The following is a 20,001-nucleotide window of genomic DNA, read 5'->3' on the forward strand; positions in this document are numbered from 1 at the left end:
TATAAGCGAGATCAGCGTAAATGATTATCTTCAAAACGAATTTCGGCGACATCAACATTGAATTAGACTTTGAAAATGCACCCAAGACCTCTGAAAACTTCAAGCAATACGTTGTTGACGGTTACTACGACGGCACCATATTCCACCGCGTCATCGACGGTTTTATGCTCCAAGGCGGCGGTTTTGAGCCTGGCATGAAGCAAAAAGCGACACGCGCCACCATTGAAAACGAAGCCGACAACGGTTTGAAAAATGACGTGGGCACCCTGTCTATGGCTCGCACCTCAGACCCGCACTCTGCCAGTTCACAGTTTTTCATTAACGTGAAGAATAACGACTTCTTGAACCACAGCAGCAAAACCATGCAGGGCTGGGGCTACGCGGTATTCGCCAAAGTCACCGACGGCATGGACGTCGTCAACAAAATCAAGGGCGTAAAGACCGGTAGTGCTGCCGGACACCAAGACGTTCCTGTAGAAGACGTCATCATCGAAAAAGCGGTTTGGGTAGACTAATCTCCCTATGACTAGCCTCTTTATCTCAGATCTTCATCTGGATGAAAATCGCCCGGATATCAGCCGGGCGTTTTTTCAATTTTTGCATAGCCACGCTAGCAAAGCCCAAGCCTTATATATACTTGGCGATTTTTTTGAAGCCTGGATTGGCGACGACGACCAATCGCCGCTCCTCGACGAAGTCAGCAGAGAACTCAAGGCGCTCACCAGCAAAGGCGTCGCCCTGTATATCATGCATGGCAATCGCGACTTTCTTATAGGCCAACAATTCTGCGACGCCGTTGGTGCACAACTACTCAAGGACCCCACGGTTATTGAGCTAAATGGCGAAGCCACCCTCCTGATGCACGGTGATAGCCTGTGCAGCGACGACCAAGAATATATGCAGTTTCGTAAAATGCTGCGCTCAGCCGATTGGCAGAAAGAAGCCCTAGCCAGACCGCTGGAAGAGCGCCGCGTCATAGCGCAACACCTGCGCATGGCCAGCAGCGAGGCCAATAGCAACAAGGCCGAAGACATCATGGATGTAAACCCCAATGACGTCATCCGCGAAATGCAGACCCACCACTGCCACCGCTTAATTCACGGCCACACCCACCGGCCAATGCGCCACCCCCTCAACATCGATGGCAAGCCCGCAGAGCGGATTGTTCTCGGTGACTGGGATCACGCCGCGTGGTTCTTGATTGCCGACAACAATGGCCTAACGCTAACAGAAATCCCCTTTTCAAACGCCACGCTCTAACACCAAGCCGTCTCTCTTCAGCGCCCTAGCGGCGCTGAACTGCACCATTTTGAACATCGCCTTCGTGGCACACTCAAATTAAGCAGCACCCATTTAGCGCACTGCGCCAGCGCAAACGCCGCGCAATAAAACCCTAACACACTGTTTTTTAAATAAATAACACTCATGGCATAGCTATTGCTAATTCCTATGCAGAACGTTCTGATCCAAAACGCAGCCCGCCAAAATTGGCGGTGTTACGAATACGGAACGCCGCGATGCTGATCACATCTTGGCAACCGTCACTCACCCGGAGACAGATAAATGCCTTGGTATCATAGCCTCATAAAATGCACAGTCGGCGCCCTCGCCTTAACAAGTACCTGCTTTGCAATGGCCGCCGAGCTCGAGAAAGAAGAGTTAAAATTCGGCTTTATAAAACTTACCGATATGGCGCCATTGGCCATTGCTTACGAAAAAGGCTATTTTGAAGACGAAGGCTTATACGTCAGCCTTGAAGCCCAGGCTAATTGGAAAGTACTACTTGATCGCGTCATAGACGGCGAATTAGACGGCGCCCACATGCTGGCCGGACAACCACTCGGCGCCACCATCGGCTTTGGCACCCAGGCCCACATCATTACCGCCTTCAGTATGGATCTCAACGGCAACGGTATCACCGTTTCGAACAGTGTGTGGGAAGACATGAAACCCCACATTCCCAAACAAGCCGATGGCAAGCCTGTACATCCGATCAAAGCAGACGCCTTGAAACCCGTTGTTGCTAAATACAAAGCAGAAGGTAAGCCCTTTAAAATGGGCATGGTGTTTCCGGTCTCTACTCACAACTATGAACTGCGCTACTGGTTAGCCGCCGGCGGAATTCACCCCGGCTACTACGCTCCGCTAAAAGGTGATACCAGCGGGCAAATCGATGCCGATGCACTGCTTTCTGTTACCCCGCCGCCACAAATGCCCGCAACGCTAGAGGCCGGGACGATATACGGCTACTGCGTTGGCGAACCCTGGAACCAGCAAGCCGTTTTCAAGGGCATTGGCGTTCCGGTTATTACTGATTATGAAATTTGGAAAAACAACCCCGAAAAAGTATTTGGCGTGAGCAATGAATGGGCTGAGAAATACCCTAACACCCACATTGCCGTCGTCAAGGCCATGATTCGCGCCGCCAAATGGCTGGACGAAAACAACAACGCCAACCGCCCAGAAGCAGTTAAAATCCTCGCTAAATCAGCTTACGTCGGCGCCGACTACGACGTTATCGCCAACTCGATGACCGGCACCTTTGAGTATGAAAAAGGCGATAAGCGCGACGTCCCCGACTTCAACGTATTCTTCCGCCACAACGCCACCTTTCCCTACTACTCTGATGCGATTTGGTACCTCACCCAAATGCGCCGCTGGGGCCAGATTCCTGAGCACAAACCCGACAGCTGGTATATGGAGATCGCCAAGAAGGTTTACCGTCCAGATATATACCGCAAGGCCGCCGAACAATTGATTGCCGAGGGCAAGATTAGCGCCAGCGAGTTCCCAAACTTCGCGACCGAATCCGGCTTTAAGCCACCGCAATCTGAGTTCATTGATGGCATTACCTATGACGGTAAAAAGCCCAATGAATACATCTCAAAGTTCAGCATCGGCCTAAAACCAAAAGACACTCTGAAGTAGTAGTCGTACCGCCCCGCTGCTTACAGCGGGGCAAAAGGAGCACCTATGTTTAAACAAAACACCCTGCATTACTTGAGTGTTGCAGGTTTCGCATGGCTCGTCCCACTCATTAAGCTTGCCAGCTGGGAGAATCCCCGGGAGCAAGCACAGGAAATCGTTCGTCTTATTGGACTGCCAGTGATCGCCATCTTGGTATTTCTGGCCATCTGGTCTACGGCAGCATCGCGCATTGACACTAGTCTTGGCACGTTTCCCGGCCCGGTCGCGGTCGTCTCAGCAGCGCAGGGTCTGTATCACGAACACGTAGTTGAACGTGAAAAGGCGGTCGCCTTTTATGAACGCCAAACAAAACGCAACGAAGAAAAATTGGCAAGGAATCCAGACGCCGAAATTAAGATCCGCGACTACACCGGCAAGCCGACGTATTTCGACCAGATCATTACTAGTCTCATAACCGTTTTTACCGGCTTTTTGATCGCATCGATTATTGCGGTTCCCATCGGCATAACCTGCGGTCTTAGCCCGCTATTAAACACAGCCATTACGCCAATCATTCAAATACTCAAACCCGTGTCGCCCCTTGCATGGCTCCCACTGGTGACCATGGTCGTCAGCGCCGTCTACGTCAGCGATGACCCAATGCTATCTAAATCGTTTATCAACTCGGCTATCACCGTCACGCTGTGCTGCATGTGGCCAACCTTGATCAATACCGCTGTCGGCGTTGCCAATATCGACAAAGACCTAATCAACGTTGGCCGGGTCATTCAGCTTGGCTGGTTTACACGAGTTACTAAAATCGCGATCCCCGCCGCGCTCCCGATGATTTTTACTGGTCTGCGAATCTCTCTCGGCATCGGCTGGATGGTATTGATTGCCGCCGAAATGCTCGCCCAAAACCCTGGGCTCGGCAAATTTGTATGGGACGAATTTCAGAACGGCAGTTCCGAATCCCTCGCTCGTATAATGGTCGCAGTTATCACTATCGGCTTTGTCGGATTCATTCTGGACTCATTCATGCATACCCTTCACAAAATCATCGCCCACGACGAAGCTTGAAACAAAGGACGCCGACATGTCGACTTATCTTGATATTTCACACATTAGTATTGAATTCCCCACCAAAACCGGCCCATTTAAAGCCTTAGACAAAGTGGACTTAAAAATAAACCGCGGCGAGTTCATCTCATTAATTGGCCACTCCGGCTGCGGAAAATCTACCGTGCTCAATATTGTTGCCGGTCTCTACGAGGCAACAGAAGGCGCGGTGATACTTGAGTCCAAAGAAGTTAACGCGCCTGGCCCAGATCGTGCAGTGGTGTTCCAGCATCATTCACTATTCCCTTGGCTCACGGTTTATGAAAATGTTGAATTGGCTGTTAAACAGGTCTTTAAAGGCAAAAAAAACAAAGCCGAAATTCGCCAATGGGTGGACTACAATCTCGCCTTGGTGCATATGTCACACGCCAGCCACAAACTCCCGGCTGAGATTTCTGGGGGCATGAAGCAACGCGTTGGCATTGCCCGAGCACTGGCAATGGAACCTAAAGTATTGCTGATGGATGAACCGTTTGGTGCGCTAGATGCATTAACCCGCGCCCATCTCCAAGACGCACTCATGGAGATTCAGGCCGAACTAAACAACACCGTTATTCTCATTACTCACGATGTCGATGAAGCGGTGTTGTTGTCAGACCGCATCGTTATGATGACCAATGGGCCCGCCGCCAAAGTAGGGGAAATTCTAAACATAGATCTTCCCCGCCCCAGAGATCGTTTAGCCTTGGCAGACAACCCAAACTACAACCACTACCGTGCTGCGGTGTTGACGTTCTTGCACCAAAAGCAAGCCAAAAAGCCAGCATCAGCGCCGCAGCTCGCGTCTGCCGAACCATTATCCGAAGTTAAAAAGGCCGTAGGGGCATAAATATGGGCGCCATCAACAATAAGAACGGACTCCACTTAGAGAAGACCGACGTCACACTCGGCTTCATTCCCTTAACAGATTGCGCACCATTGGTTATTGCTCACGAAAAAGGCTATTTCGCCAGTGAGGGACTCAACGTCACCCTCTCTAGGGAGGTGTCTTGGGCCGGTATTCGCGACAAAGTGGGACTCGGCATTTTGGATGGTGCACAAATGTTGGCGTCCATACCCGTCGCTTCGCGCCTTGGCGTGGGCGGCCCCAAAATAGACATGGTCAGCGCCATGGTGCTCGACCTCAATGGCAACGCCATTACCGTTAATAATCAACTTTACAACCACCTCTACGAAATTGATTCACGCAGCGAATTCAGCCCCCTAATAGCCGCACAGGCTTTGCAATGTCTAATCGAAGAAAACAAACGGAGTAAACGCCCAAAATTGCGGTTTGGGGTCGTTTACCCTTGCTCCACCCAGAGTTATGAATTGCGCTACTGGCTAGCCAGTGCAGGCATTGATCCCGACCGCGATGTCGAAATTGTGGTCATTCCACCACCGAAAATGGTCACCGCGATGACCGACGGTGACATCCACGGATTCTGTGTGGGCGAGCCTTGGAACACCCTGGCAGTGCAGCAACAAATTGGTCATGTGGTCGCCACCAAATACCAACTATGGAACAACAGTCCAGAAAAAGTATTCGCCGTGAGTGAAAGTTGGTCTAAAGAAAACCCCGCCACTCACCAAGCTTTACTCAGAGCCTTAATCAAAGCATGCATTTGGTTGGATAAAAAAGAAAATCGCAGGCTCACCGCCAAAATCATCAGTCAGGCGGCGTATATCGCCCTGCCAGAGGAGACAGTTGCCCTTTCATTGATGGGCTCATCCTTAAAGCATCACGGCCTGCCACCAGAAAAAGTAGAAGACTTCCACGTTTTCCACCGCTATTCCGCCAACTTCCCCTGGCTGAATCACGCCGAGTGGTTTATTTCACAAATGTATCGCTGGGGTCAATTAACAACGCCAGTCAATATAGAAGAAACCGTCGCCGCCGTGTACAAACCCGGCTTATTTCGGATAGCCGCGGCAGCGCTTGGCATTGAAAGCCCCAGCATCGACCGAAAAACCGAGGGCAATTTACATGAAAAAATGATGTTGACAAAATCCCAGCACATCGGCCCCAATCAATTTTTGGACGGACAAATTATTAGCGTCGGCGGCATTATTAAATATCTGGAAAAACAAAATCTTTCGAAGGCAGACATTCCCGCGCTACGGCTAATTAACGCCCAAAAAGAGGTATAACTCGCTTCATGAAACTGCTATTGATTGATGTTGACGATATTCGCGCCAACAAGCTTGCACCCATCATTGCCTGGACCGGCATTGACATGATTACCATTAACAACAGCAACGCAGACATTTACCAATTAGTCGGCGAAATGCACCCAGAAATCATTCTTGTCGACACCAATTCACCCAATCGCGACACCCTAGAACACTTGGCTCAACTTCAGAAAAATGCACCGCGCACTGTCATTAAATTAGAAAACACGCGCTCCGAAGGCATCAACCGCCTCGCCGCCGAGGCTGGCATTAGTCTTTATGCCATCGATGCGGTTCCCACCGCGCTATTGCAGGCCTTAATCGACATAGCAATTGCCTATTTCCACAGCATCGACCAATTGCGCTACGAGGCTGAACACATAAAGCCCGTAATTGAAGCCCGACAAGCGCTGAATAAAGCCAAGAAATTTATTATGGAAACCTATGGCTTGGCAGAGGACCAAGCCAGCGATCTGCTCAGCAAAAATGCTGACCGGCAACGCAAACCCATTACTGAAGTTGCGCGGCAATTATTGGATACGGGGTCTTTTATTTAGCTGCGTAAAGCCATACTTCACGCAAGCGAGAAGGCTAAATACTTGACGGAAGACGCGAGATGCAAAGACATACTTCAAGCCGCCAACGGGCCGCTGTGAAAGCGAAATTCTTCCTCTACCGTTTCAATCAAGCGCTGCTCTTTTTCTCGAAAAAAAGCCACTCGCGGCGCGATTGGTTCCACTGCATAGCGTTCTGCCAGCGCCAAATAATCTTTAAAATGGCGCGCCTCAGACTTCAGCAACGAGTGGTAAAACGCGCCCAATTCTGGGTCTAACAAAGGGGCTATTTTCGCAAAACGCTCGCACGAGCGCGCTTCGATAAATGCGCCAATAATCAAGATATCGACCAATTTATGGGGGTCACTGGTGCGCGCACCTGTGCGCAGCCCGTTGGCGTAGTTGGCCGAGGATAGATGCCGATATTCAATGCCGCGCTTTTTCATAATACCCATAACCTGCTCAAAATGGCGCAGTTCTTCCCGCGCCAATTTAGACATTTTCATCAGCAGGTCCGGCTTATCTACATAGCGAAACATAAGGTTTAATGCGGTACCGGCTGCCTTTTTCTCGCAATTAGCGTGATCAATCAGCATTTCCTCGGGGAAGCGCAGCGCGGCATCTACCCAGCCCTGGGGCGTTTCACACGGAAGGAATTCAAGTATTTCACTGATATCAACAGACATGATAAGGCGCATCCAATTCAAAGCTAGGCAAGAAAACCGGCGCAGTATAGCAAAATTAAGATGTATTTCAGGGTAAACGAGAGCAATAAGCCCGAGCCTAAAGCTCGCGATGCAAATAGCGGCCTATATAACGCTGATAGTAGGCTTCAGATAGTAAGTAATGCTCGCGATCAATCATGTCGCGCAGCACCATTAAAGGTTCGTCGCGGTATTCAGCATCAACACTAAAGCCAAACTGGCCGCAGTCACTAATTTGCCCCGCCCCGGCTCGCAATAACTGAAAAAGCCAAATATACGGGCTTTTATGAGCAGGATAGCGGATTCTCTGGGTTTGCAGCTGCCACTCCAAGAGTTTAGCGTCATTAATATGCAGTTTATTCTCCATGACCTGCACTAAAAAGCCGTCTAAACGCTCGTCAATAATTTGCTTTTGCCCATCACTGTAACTATTCCAGTCAATTACCTCATGGCTATAACGCTTGCAACCTCGGCACACCTCATCGCCCAGCGCCGTTGAACAAACGCCAATACAGGGGGTTACTACGCGAGGACGCACAACAGCCAAACCAGACTCCAGATAAATAGAGGAAATACAAGCGTAAAGGGTAAGCCAGCACCCTAGGAGCTGGCAAGCTTGGCCAATAATGAAAGCTGACAATATTACTATCTAATTCCCCTAGCCCCAACCGCAAATCGCCAGACGCCTGACGTCGGACGTCTGACGAGGCGGAGAAAGACTGGCCAAGCAACTACTTCTGCAGAGATTCCTTAACGTATGTGTGGTTTTTCAGTATACTTGCAGCCCCCTATTTCGTATCGATGATGGGCATCGATAGCCCCGGCCCCGGCGATCCCGGCGGATACGGGTACCGAAACTGAAAAGAGGAGTTACACTGTGCTCGAAGCATATCGGAAACACGTCGACGAACGCGCCGCGCAAGGCATTGTTCCCCAGCCACTCAACGCTGAACAAGTCGCGGGCCTAATTGAATTGCTCAAAAATCCGCCAGCTGGCGAAGAAGCAACCCTTGTTGACCTGATCTCCAACCGTGTACCACCCGGTGTTGACGAAGCCGCTTACGTGAAAGCTGGCTTTCTGTCTGCCATCGTAAAAGGTGAAGCCAGCAGCCCGCTTCTGAGCAAAGAAGAAGCAGTTAAACTGCTGGGCAATATGCACGGCGGCTACAATATTGTGACTCTGGTTGAACTCCTCGACCACGCTGATCTAGCCAAACTCGCCGCAGAAGAGCTTAAACACACCTTGCTGATGTTTGATGCCTTCCACGACGTAGAAGAAAAATCCAAGGCTGGTAATGCACTGGCAAAAGAAGTTATTCAAAGCTGGGCAGACGCAGAGTGGTTCACCAACCGCCCTGAAGTGCCAGAAAGCATTGTGAATACCGTATTTAAAGTCACCGGCGAAACCAATACCGATGACCTGTCACCAGCGCCAGACGCATGGTCGCGCCCAGACATCCCACTGCACGCACTGGCGATGTTCAAAATGGAACGCGACGGCATTAAGCCCGACGTGCAAGGCAGTGTTGGCCCGCTTAAACTGATCGACAGCCTGAAAGAAAAAGGCCACCCCATTGCCTTCGTTGGCGATGTTGTTGGTACAGGCTCTTCACGTAAATCAGCAACCAACTCGGTACTGTGGTTCTTCGGCGACGATATGCCTGGCGTGCCAAATAAGCGCTCCGGCGGCATTTGTATCGGTAGTAAAGTCGCTCCTATCTTCTACAACACCATGGAAGATGCTGGCGCACTGGTATTTGAAGCCCCCGTTGACGACCTGAATATGGGCGACGTGATTGAAATCCGCCCCTACGACGGCGTCATCAAAAACGTTGAAACTGGCGCCACCCTCAGCACCTTCGAACTAAAGTCACCCGTACTTCTCGACGAAGTTCGCGCTGGCGGCCGTATTAACCTGATTATCGGTCGTGGCCTAACGGCTAAAGCCCGTGAATCACTGGGCCTGCCCACCTCTACCCTGTTCCGTCTGCCCGAGCAGCCCGCCGACACTGGCAAAGGCTACACCTTGGCCCAGAAAATGGTTGGTCGCGCCTGTGGTTTACCAGAAGGCCAAGGCATTCGCCCCGGCACCTACTGCGAACCCAAAATGACCACCGTTGGCTCGCAAGACACCACTGGCCCGATGACCCGCGATGAGCTGAAAGACTTGGCCTGCCTCGGTTTCTCTGCCGACCTGACCATGCAGTCGTTCTGTCACACTGCGGCTTACCCCAAGCCAATCGACATCGACACCCAGCACAACCTGCCAGACTTCATCATGACCCGTGGCGGTGTTTCACTGCGCCCAGGCGACGGTATCATCCACAGCTGGTTGAACCGCATGTTGCTGCCAGACACGGTTGGCACCGGCGGTGACTCCCACACTCGCTTCCCAATGGGTATCTCTTTCCCTGCAGGTTCTGGTCTGGTTGCTTTCGCAGCGGCTACAGGCGTTATGCCACTGGATATGCCCGAATCAGTACTGGTTCGCTTTAAAGGCAAAATGCAGCCTGGCATTACCCTGCGCGACCTGGTTCACGCCATTCCTTACCAAGCGATTAAAGAAGGTCACCTGACTGTTGAGAAAAAGGGCAAGAAGAACATCTTCTCTGGCCGCATTCTCGAAATCGAAGGCTTGGCCGGTCTGACTGTTGAGCAGGCATTTGAATTGTCTGACGCCTCAGCAGAGCGTTCAGCCGCTGGCTGTACCATCAAGCAAGGCATTCCAGAGATCTCTGAATACCTGCGTTCTAATATCACCCTGCTGCGCTGGATGGTAAGCGAAGGTTACGGCGACCCACGCACCCTTGAGCGCCGCGCCGCCAATATGGAAGCATGGCTGGCCAACCCAAGCCTGCTCGAAGGCGATGCCGACGCCGAGTACGCTGCGGTTATCGAAATTGACCTAGACGAGTTGAAAGAGCCTGTAGTTTGCTGCCCTAACGACCCAGACGACGCTAAGCTGCTGTCTGAAGTTGCTGGCGACAAAGTAGACGAAGTTTTCATCGGTAGCTGCATGACCAACATCGGTCACTTCCGCGCCGCTGGTAAACTGCTCGACGCCAACAAAGGCACGCTGAACACCCGTCTGTGGATCTCACCACCGACGAAGATGGATCAGCACACCCTGATGGAAGAAGGCTACTACAACATCTTCGGCGCTTCCGGTGCACGTACCGAAATGCCAGGCTGTTCACTGTGCATGGGTAACCAAGCACGTGTTGCCGATGGCGCTACTGTGCTGTCTACCTCAACCCGTAACTTCCCTAACCGTCTTGGCAATGGCGCCAATGTCTACCTGACCTCTGCTGAGTTAGCATCGGTTGGCGCGATCCTCGGCCGCCTGCCAACACCGGCTGAGTATATGGAATACTGTAAAGATCTGGATGCCATGTCTGGCGAGATTTATCGCTACATGAACTTCGATCAAATTGCGTCTTTCCAGAAAGGTGCTGAAGAAGGTAAGCGTATAGCGTCAGTAGAAATTACTGAGGTAAGCATGTAAGAACGATGTAAGTCTTAGACTTACCTTGTTGAAAAAGCCGCCTTCGGGCGGCTTTTTTGTATCTTTTAAACACTACAAGGTACTCAATGGATGAATACCAAACAGACAATATTAAAGCTCCAAGGCCACACAAGCCAACTTCTAACGCTCTATCTAATGGCATGCAGAAAGTACGCAATGCTTGAGCCTACGATTCGCTCAGGTGGCCTGAACAAGAAGTTTGACACAACTCGAAAACGCGCTGGCCTGCACACTATAAGAACTTCGCTATATTTAAGCATCATTCAAGACATCTCAAACATGGTATTTGATAGCGGACCACGAAATCCCAGCTTAATCACACTGAAAAATGCCCTGGATAAATCAGAAATAAAAAGTATATTGGAACATCAATACCTATCCGACGGAAATCAAGCTAACAACTATAATAGATTTCGCTGCTCAAAGGATTTCGAAGATCTCTATGCACAATTTCTCGTAACGTCTACGAACATACTTGCAAACCCGATATTCATGTCAGCAAAATCCGCTCGCGATACATTGATAGCGCATATCGACGTAAAGTTTATCGATGGCAATTACGAATATCCTGATATCAAAAAACTTAATCTAAAGTGGAGCGACGCAGGAAATATGCTTCATTTATTTAAAACGCCTATAATGAACGCGAATATGATAATCAGAGACGCATCTTTTGCTTGGCAAGAATTCGAAAAGCAAAACACTCTTATATCATCAGAATTCTGGCAATGATGAACATACAATTCTTCCCCGTCGAGCCAAACACTCAATTTATGCTCATCAACTGCGGGCTCGGCAAGTCCCCTTTGAACTCGCCGAGCATCGCAGAAACTGAGCGGGGCCTTTAGCGAGCACTGTTTGAGCCGAAGGCGAGTTGCGCAGCGCCGCTCAGTTTTGAGAAGCACAGGGAACCCGAAGGGCGAGTGATGGGGTGTGGTTTTTCTTGCTTACTTCTTTTTTCACACAAAAAAGAAGTAAGTCGCCCAGCGAGGCGAAAACCACTCTAGCAGGCTAACTTACAAAAAATTTTAATCAACCTTTCTTCAAAGCGCGCTTCTCATTACGCCGCCGCGCAAAAAACGCCTGCAATACAGCAGTTGCCTCATCAGCGAGTACACCACCCTGCCACTCCACCCGGTGATTCATTTGGGCTTGGTCGAATAACTGTAAATGGCTACACACCGCCCCCGCTTTTGGCTCGGCAGCGCCATACACCACGCGTTTAATACGGCTGTGAATAATCGCACCGGCGCACATCGCGCATGGCTCAACGGTCACATAGAGGGTCGTATCTGGCAGGCGATAATTATTTAGGGTTTGCGCGGCACCGCGCAGCGCCACGATTTCTGCGTGGGCGGTAGGATCAGCACTGCTTATAGGCTGATTAAAACCCTCGGCAATAACGGCATTGCCTTTAACGACAATCGCCCCAACTGGCACTTCGTTGGTTTGATCGGCCTGCTGCGCCAATTCTAAGGCGTGGCGCATCCAATACTCGTCAGAAAACTCAGGCATATACGTCACGCAAAGGCTGAAAAAAAAGTAGCGAGTTAACTCGCATTATTTACACCCCTCAGAATTTCAAAAAATGCTATTTTAGCGTATTTACTGCGACTCTGCCGCAGGCTACATTTTAGACAGCCCCGCACTCAACAACTCGTACTTTTGTCTACGCGCCGGCTTTTATTTCTGCTACCGTCAACTGTAGTATTTTCACAACAACCCTTAGGCTAACCCAGCATTTCGTATGTCTGGACTTCGAAAAGGCAACACATGCTATATTGTCAACGAAATCATATACCTAAGAAAAACTCCCCGCCACCAACAAGGGCTTACTTTGCTTACTCACCAGCAAATAGCACTAATACGCCTAGCGCCAGCCCAACGCAGCTAACGGTTAAAATATACCGGTACGCCTTATTCGTATTTTGCTTTCTGCTGAGCATCGCGGCATGGCCAAGCTACGCAGCATCAACAAACACCCAGCAAACAATTAGTGACCTGCAACTTCGTCTGAATGCGGCGCAATCCTCTGAAAAGCTCAATTCTGAGCAACGCGATTTTATTGTCCAACTCTACCAGCAAGCCCTAGATAATTTGGCGCAAGCAACAGAAGACCGCAATCAAGCCCAAGGATATATCGATCAAATCGCGACGGCCGCCACACGGCAGGCAGAGATTCAGCAAAAACTAGACCAAGCTCTGCCGGAAGTCGATGTTGGCGGTAAACTTAGCCTACTCGAAAAGCGCTTACTCAATCAACAAGCTACTTTACTCGAACTACACAGCGAAGAAACCGCTATAAATGCGCGTATTGTCACTGCGCAACAAGACGTTTCACCTCTTATAGAGGCTGCCTTGCAGAAGCAGTCTAACGCTGAAGCGCAATTAGCAGAAAGCCCCGAAAGCCAAACAACTGAACTCGCTAAAGCCCGCCGAGCGTTTAACGAAAGCGAAAGCGTAGCGGCAAATGCGCGAGTTGAATTATTGCGACAGCGCTTAATTTCCCGAGATTCACGACTTGAGATTTTGGATCTTCAGCAGCGCTTAGTGGTAAGAAAAATCGATATTGCGAATCAAGCTATCGAAAAACTACAAGAAGCTGTAAGTAGCGCCCGCCGAAATCAGGCTAATGCTATTGCCGAGCAAGCCCAACAACGCCTTGTTGAGCTAGAGAACGCGGATGAAGAGATTAAAAAAATCGCCCAGGATAACGCCGAGCTCGCTAGCGATATTGCCAATATCACGGCGCGCACCGATGACTTACTCAATAAGCTAGCACAGCTACGTGATGAGCGGTCTTACGTTGAACGTTACTCAAACAGCATGGCACAGCAGCTTGCCATCACGGGTGCCGATCGTCTCTCAACCTTAGGTGTCGATCTGCTTGAACAACGCCAACAATTTTTTCAACGCTCCTCCCTAACCCTAAAAACTAAAATACTAGACGAAGAACTCGCCCGCGCCCAATTAACAAAACTTCGCTTAGAAGATCGTCAGTATTTAATCACCAAGGAAAACAACACGGGTTTAGATTCACAAGGCGACAAGCTGCGCGACGAACAAGGCCTATTACTCCAGAGCGGCATCAAAATTTACCGTCGGTACATTGAAACAATAATGACCACCCGAAGTGAAAATATCGCTTTAAAAACTAAAACCGCAGAATACATGACACTTTTAAATAGCCGCCTTTTGTGGATACCGAGCACTACGCCACTATGGACTCAGCTAAAGCAAGCAATAGAGCAAGAAACGCCTTGGTCAGAGCGCCTATCAGCATGGCGAGCAAACACGCCATCGAAAAGCCTACAGTGGAGTAATAAGTGGCAGCTTTTTTTACTCGCCATTCCGGGATTAATTATTTTACTCAAGCCGCGACTACTCTCGCTGTTAAAAACCTTAGCTACGAACGTCGGCAAAGTAAACCGAGACCGATTTTCCGATACCGCGCTAGCATTATTCATCTCCCTACTACTGGCCTCGCCGGGTCCCTTAGCGCTTGGTTTCCTTGCCGCCTTGACGTCCGATGGCGGCGCATTGACGGAGCAGATTCACCAAGGGCTTAAGAATGCGGCGGGTTTATGGCTACTGCTTAATGTCTTCCGTGAAATATGTCGCCCAGACGGGGTTGCCGAGTTCCACTTTAAATGGCGTCTCGACATCATTAATGTCACCCGGAAAAATCTACGATGGCTCACCTTAACACTGGTTTTTGTATCACTTTTCATACCCATCGCAGACCACCCCGCAGACGGCAATAGCATTATTAGTCGGCTACTGTTCAGCGTATCGTCTTTAGCGCTTGCCTACGTAACACACCGCGTATTATGGCAACTCTTTTTGCTGAGAAACCACGCCCCCAGGCGCCAAATCAGTTTTAAATATATTATTCACGCATTGGCGGTTTGCATCCCCTTGGTACTGCTCGGCCTGTCTTGGTACGGCTATCATTTTTCAGCACTTATGATCCAAAACAAGCTTTTTGTAACCGCTTGTTTAATGGCTGCGCTGTTCATACTCTACTCGCTAATCTTACGCATATTCTCGGTAGTTGAACGCCGCATGACGCTTGAACGTCTGCGAGTGAAACGTAAGGCTGAGCAAGCACAAAATGCGAATCGTCAAGCGGCTGACAACGCTGGCGAAGGAATGCCAGAATCAATTGACGCCACCGAATACGACATGGACACGATTACCCAGCAAACCAGAGGGTTTTTAGGTCTGTTAACGGGCGTTGCGGCAATCGTCCTAGGCTGGGAGTTATGGGCAGAAATACTACCGGCACTAAGCATACTCAATAATATTGAGCTGTGGCATGTAACAGGCGCCAACCCCGCGATGGGTGACAAGGCGATCACCCTTGCCGACGGCATAATAGCCATTATTATGATGACGCTAACCTACTTGGGGGCACGCAATTTACCCGGTATTTTGGAAATTTCGATCTTACGTAAACTGCAGCTCGAAGCCGGTAGCAGCTATGCCATCACCACGGTGGTGAAATATATTATCGTGATGGTCGGCATTATCGTTTCGCTGAATATAATCGGCGCTCAATGGTCAAAGTTACAGTGGCTCGTCGCCGCGCTAGGTGTCGGCCTTGGTTTCGGTTTACAGGAAATTGTGGCGAACTTTGTCTCCGGCTTACTCATCTTATTCGAGCGCCCCATTCGTGTTGGCGATACCGTCACCGTAGGCAATCACACCGGCACAGTAACTCGCATCCGCATACGGGCAACAACGCTCACCGACTGGGATCGCAAGGAGCAGATAATTCCCAACAAAACCTTTATTACCGAACAACTCACCAATTGGACATTAAGCGACTCTATTACCCGCCAAATAATTAAAGTAGGTGTTGCTTACGGCTCCGATGTGATTGCCGTGCATAAATTGCTCTCTAAAGTCATTGAAGACAACCGCCGAATTACCAAAGACCCGCCGCCATCAGTCTTTTTTGTCGGCTTTGGCGACAGCAGCCTTAACTTTGAACTCCGCGTATTTGTACCCAGCATGCTCGACATCATGCCCTTAATTCACGAGATTCACGTGGAAATAGAGGCAACGCTGAGAAAACACGAAATAGAAATTCCGTTTCCACAACGGGATATATGGATTCGATCAGAGGGCGAGCAATAGACTATGCGATGGCAGCGGCCAAAAGGCCGCTCGATACTGGACTTATAAAAACGATTAAACTGAGTACAGGTACTTCTGGTAATCCCGAACCCCAAAGTAGCGAATAGATTTTTTCTGTTTTATCTTTTTGGCGATCAACACTTCACCGCAATAGATTTTAAGAACCTGTTTATCAGAATTAGTATCCACATCATAAGAGTGTGCAATATTCTGCTGTAGATTCTCAAATTCAGTTTTCATGATTAATATCAAGTTACTATACCCATACGAAATTAGCGCCCAGAGAAAATGCTATTCCTCTGTTATACCAGCCTTTAGACATTATTCAACGACTGCAACATTGGATTCCAAATTAACTTTGTAATGATTTCATAGGAAGTGGGCCTGAGTCCGTGACGATGAGTACCGCACCAATAACCTCCTCATCAATTAGCAAGCCTAGCGAATTTTACTCCGAGCCGACCTACTGTAAATTTGCGAATTTTTAGATTAACATTCTAAAAAATAGAATAACAAACTGGGCTACACAATAATGATCTCCATCAAACAGTTAAATTATGCCTTAGCGGTAGAAAAAACCCTTCATTTCAAACAGGCTGCTGAGATTAGCAATATTAGCCAGTCCGCCTTAAGTACCGCCCTACACGAGCTAGAAAAGCAGCTTGGGCTGCAAATTTTTGAACGCGACAACAAAAAAGTGCTTATAACCCCTGTCGGCAAGCAAGTACTAGATAAAGCCCGAACGATTATGTTGCACGTAGACGATCTGGAACACTTAGCCGACTCCCAGCGATTGCCGCTCAGTTTCCCCCTTACTATCGGCGTTATACCCACGGTCTGCCCGTTTTTATTGCCCAAGGTGTTACCTGTGTTAAACGAGCTGCACCCCCAGACCAAACTCAATATTGTTGAGGAGCAGTCTCATGTGTTGGTCGAGATGGTGCGCCGTGGCGATTTAGATGCAGCAATCCTGGCCTTACCCTACCCGGTAGAGGGTTTGCTGAGCATGGAGTTTTGGCAGGAAGACTTTTATTGGGTCGCACCAAAAGACAACCCCCTCACCCAACAAGAAGCCATTCATAGTAAAACCTTAAATCACTGCGAGCTTATGCTTCTTAAAGATGGGCACTGCCTAAAAGACCATATTCTTGAAGCCTGTAAATTACCTGAGCAGGCGGCCAACCAAGGTTTTGGCGCGACTAGCTTGAACACTCTTGTACAGATGGTCATTGGGAAGCTTGGCACCACACTCATCCCAGCAATGGCAATTGAGCAACTCATTGCCCAAAACGAAGAACTCACTGCAGTACACCTAAGCGACCCTGGACCACACCGGCGTATTGCCTTTGTGTTACGCCCCAATTACACCCGCATGTCGAGTATTGAAGCCTTAATAGCAGTGTGCAAAAGCGCCTTAGCCTGCGACAAAACGGCAAGATTAAAGCACTCATAAAACTGAACGTTATCTTCTAATTTTTGCAATTACCTCCCGCGCGATGATGCACTATATTTGTGCATTATCGATGTACGCTCTGGAGGGCACAATAATGAAACCAACATCCTTATTTACTGGCGCCGCGGCAGGTCTGACTCTGCTTGTCTCGCTAAACGCGGCAGCGGCAGACGTGGTGTCACCATCCAATCAATTTTGGTGGCCAGACAAACTCAATCTCGATCAACTGCGCGCTCACGACGCCAAATCCAATCCCTACGGCGAAGACTTCAACTACGCAGAGGCGTTCAAAAGCGTCGACATCAACGCGCTTAAACAAGACATTGAAAAGACCCTTAAAACCTCGCAAGACTGGTGGCCTGCCGACTGGGGACACTACGGCGGCCTGATGATTCGTATGGCATGGCACGCCGCTGGCACCTATCGCACGGCAGATGGCCGTGGTGGTGCAGAGGGTGCTCAGCAACGCTTTGAGCCACTAAACAGCTGGCCAGACAATGTCAGCCTAGATAAAGCCCGCCGTTTACTAGAACCGGTCAAGCAAAAGTACGGCCGCAATGTTTCTTGGGGCGACCTTATGATCTTGGCAGGTAATGTCTCGTTGGAATCAATGGGTTTCAAAACCCTCGGTTTCGCCGGTGGTCGAGTTGATGACTGGGAAGCAGATCATGTTTACTGGGGCGCAGAAACCAAATGGTTGGCCAATGATAAGCGTTACAAAGATGGCAAGTTAGAAAATCCCCTTGCCGCAGTACAAATGGGCTTGATCTATGTCAATCCAGAAGGCCCCAACGCCAACCATGACCCTCTTTCCGCTGCTCAAGATATGCGTTTGTCGTTTGGCCGAATGGCCATGAATGACGAGGAGATTGTCGCATTGGTTGCCGGTGGACACACCCTAGGTAAGGCTCACGGCGCCAAAAAAGGTGAATGCGTTGGTGCCGCACCAGCTGCTGCAGCGATCGAAGATCAAGGTTTTGGCTGGAAAAATAAATGTGGTAAAGGCAATGCCGAGGACACCATGACCAGCGGATTGGAGGGCGCTTGGACAGCCACTCCCACAAGGTGGTCCATTCTCTACCTCAGCAATCTAATGAGTTTTGAGTGGCAAAAAACGAAGAGTCCCGCTGGGGCCACCCAATGGACCCCCACGGATACAAGCGCTGCCAATATGGTTCCGGATGCGCATATACCAGGTAAACGCAGCGCGCCGATTATGTTTACAACCGATATGGCGCTAAAAAAAGATCCGGGATTCCGCAAAATAATCGAGCATTTCCTAGCTAATCCAAAAGAGTTCGATGACGCCTACGCTCGCGCCTGGTTTAAGCTAACACATCGCGATATGGGGCCACGCTCTCGCTATGTTGGCAGTGAAGTACCGAGCGAAGAATTTATCTGGCAAGACCCCATTCCAGCAGTCGACTACACACTGATAGATGCCAAGGATACCAGCAAACTCAAGGTAAAAATCCTGAAATCTGGATTGACGATCCCGCAACTGGTCAGGACTGCCTGGGCAGCAGCGTCTGTCTACCGAGACTCAGATCATCGCGGCGGTGCCAACGGCGCGCGCATTCAGCTGGCACCTCAAAATACCTGGGCCGCTAACGACCCCAAGGAGTTAGCCAAGGTGTTAAAAACCCTGACTAAAGTCCAAAAAGACTTTAACAAATCACTGTCTGGCGGCAAAAAAGTCTCCCTGGCAGATGTGATTGTGCTCGGCGGCGCAGCAGCCATTGAACAGGCTGCAAAGAAAGCGGGACACAATATTGAAGTCCCCTTCGCCCCTGGTCGTAGCGATGCATCTCAAACCCAGACCGATGTTGAATCCTTTGCCGTATTGGAGCCAAAGGCAGACGCATTCCGTAACTATTACACTGACGATGCCTACGGTTCACCAACAGAAATGCTGGTGGAAAAAGCCGATTTGCTGACACTTACAGTGCCAGAAATGACTGCCCTACTTGGCGGTATGCGTGCCCTCGATGCCAACACAGGGCAAAGCAAGCTTGGCATATTGACCACCCAACCCGGTACCCTGAACAACGACTTTTTTGAGAACCTGCTCGATATGTCTACTGTTTGGACAAAGTCATCAACGTCAGACGGAGTTTATGAGGGGCGTGATCGCGCCACCAATAAAGCGAAGTGGACTGCGACACCGGTAGATCTGATTTTCGGATCAAACGCCGAGCTGCGCGCACTGACCGAAGCCTATGCTTCCGCAGATGGCGAGAAACAGTTCGTTAATGACTTTGTGGCGGCATGGGGCAAAGTGATGAAGCTCGATCGCTTCGATATGTAATCCATCACAGGCGCAAGTAATTACTGCCTGACATCGACTAAGCGGCGCGTAGAGCGCCGCTTTTTTTATCTCCTAGTCTGAGCTTAAGTTACTCCCATTCGATTGTAAATAAGCTATTTTTAGCTTTTATTATCAAT

Annotated in this window: 14 protein-coding genes; 11 read left to right on the forward strand and 3 right to left on the reverse strand. The window is 49.7% G+C overall.

Annotated elements, in window-relative coordinates; genetic code table 11:
* Nucleotides 1-20: 20 nt before the first annotated feature.
* From AZF00_RS10120 to AZF00_RS10145, 6 genes are all read left to right on the forward strand, one after another.
* The gene (locus AZF00_RS10120) at nt 21-515 is read left to right on the forward strand and encodes a peptidylprolyl isomerase (RefSeq protein WP_008249799.1); all 495 of its coding nucleotides are present in this window, start codon (nt 21-23) and stop codon (nt 513-515) included.
* A 7-nt stretch (nt 516-522) separates the two neighbouring features.
* On the forward strand, nt 523-1,260 hold the full coding sequence (locus tag AZF00_RS10125; protein ID WP_008249798.1) for a UDP-2,3-diacylglucosamine diphosphatase: 738 nt from the start codon (nt 523-525) through the stop codon (nt 1,258-1,260).
* A gap of 372 nt (nt 1,261-1,632) precedes the next feature.
* The gene (locus tag AZF00_RS10130; RefSeq protein WP_231856213.1) at nt 1,633-2,928 is read left to right on the forward strand and encodes a CmpA/NrtA family ABC transporter substrate-binding protein; all 1,296 of its coding nucleotides are present in this window, start codon (nt 1,633-1,635) and stop codon (nt 2,926-2,928) included.
* A 45-nt stretch (nt 2,929-2,973) separates the two neighbouring features.
* A complete protein-coding gene (locus AZF00_RS10135; protein WP_008249796.1) occupies nt 2,974-3,987 on the forward strand; it encodes an ABC transporter permease in 1,014 nt (337 codons plus the stop codon).
* Between the two features lie 16 nt (nt 3,988-4,003).
* A complete protein-coding gene (locus AZF00_RS10140; RefSeq protein ID WP_008249795.1) occupies nt 4,004-4,855 on the forward strand; it encodes an ABC transporter ATP-binding protein in 852 nt (283 codons plus the stop codon).
* A 2-nt stretch (nt 4,856-4,857) separates the two neighbouring features.
* Nucleotides 4,858-6,156 (forward strand): CmpA/NrtA family ABC transporter substrate-binding protein, encoded by a 1,299-nt coding sequence (locus tag AZF00_RS10145; RefSeq protein WP_008249794.1) that lies wholly within the window; start codon nt 4,858-4,860, stop codon nt 6,154-6,156.
* Between the two features lie 652 nt (nt 6,157-6,808).
* Here AZF00_RS10145 and AZF00_RS10155 read toward each other — a convergent pair.
* Together AZF00_RS10155 and AZF00_RS10160 are read right to left on the reverse strand one after the other, a co-directional pair.
* Nucleotides 6,809-7,417: a MiaE family protein gene (locus tag AZF00_RS10155; protein WP_008249792.1), complete on the reverse strand. Its 609-nt coding sequence runs from the start codon at nt 7,415-7,417 to the stop codon at nt 6,809-6,811.
* 97 nt (nt 7,418-7,514) lie between these two features.
* A complete protein-coding gene (locus AZF00_RS10160; protein ID WP_143829414.1) occupies nt 7,515-7,973 on the reverse strand; it encodes a DUF1289 domain-containing protein in 459 nt (152 codons plus the stop codon).
* A gap of 339 nt (nt 7,974-8,312) precedes the next feature.
* On the opposite strand from AZF00_RS10160, the gene acnB reads away from it, so the two are divergent.
* A complete protein-coding gene (gene acnB, locus AZF00_RS10165) occupies nt 8,313-10,940 on the forward strand; it encodes a bifunctional aconitate hydratase 2/2-methylisocitrate dehydratase (protein WP_008249788.1) in 2,628 nt (875 codons plus the stop codon).
* Between the two features lie 90 nt (nt 10,941-11,030).
* Entirely contained in the window at nt 11,031-11,693 is a 663-nt protein-coding gene (locus AZF00_RS10170; protein ID WP_008249787.1) for an AbiU2 domain-containing protein, read from the forward strand.
* Nucleotides 11,694-11,993: 300 nt separating this feature from the next.
* On the opposite strand, the gene tadA is transcribed toward AZF00_RS10170, so the two are convergent.
* Nucleotides 11,994-12,476: a tRNA adenosine(34) deaminase TadA gene (gene tadA / locus AZF00_RS10175; protein WP_040803155.1), complete on the reverse strand. Its 483-nt coding sequence runs from the start codon at nt 12,474-12,476 to the stop codon at nt 11,994-11,996.
* Nucleotides 12,477-12,734: 258 nt separating this feature from the next.
* Here tadA and AZF00_RS10180 point away from each other — a divergent pair, with 258 nt between their 5' ends.
* From AZF00_RS10180 to katG, 3 genes are all read left to right on the forward strand, one after another.
* Nucleotides 12,735-16,103, forward strand: a complete 3,369-nt coding sequence (locus AZF00_RS10180) for a mechanosensitive ion channel domain-containing protein (RefSeq protein WP_008249785.1) — start codon at nt 12,735-12,737, stop codon at nt 16,101-16,103.
* A gap of 532 nt (nt 16,104-16,635) precedes the next feature.
* The gene (locus tag AZF00_RS10190; RefSeq protein WP_008249783.1) at nt 16,636-17,556 is read left to right on the forward strand and encodes a hydrogen peroxide-inducible genes activator; all 921 of its coding nucleotides are present in this window, start codon (nt 16,636-16,638) and stop codon (nt 17,554-17,556) included.
* Nucleotides 17,557-17,650: 94 nt separating this feature from the next.
* Nucleotides 17,651-19,864, forward strand: a complete 2,214-nt coding sequence (gene katG / locus AZF00_RS10195) for a catalase/peroxidase HPI (RefSeq protein ID WP_008249781.1) — start codon at nt 17,651-17,653, stop codon at nt 19,862-19,864.
* The last annotated feature ends 137 nt before the right edge of the window (nt 19,865-20,001 follow it).

The organism is Zhongshania aliphaticivorans (genome assembly GCF_001586255.1).
In the GTDB taxonomy this organism is placed as follows: domain Bacteria; phylum Pseudomonadota; class Gammaproteobacteria; order Pseudomonadales; family Spongiibacteraceae; genus Spongiibacter; species Spongiibacter aliphaticivorans.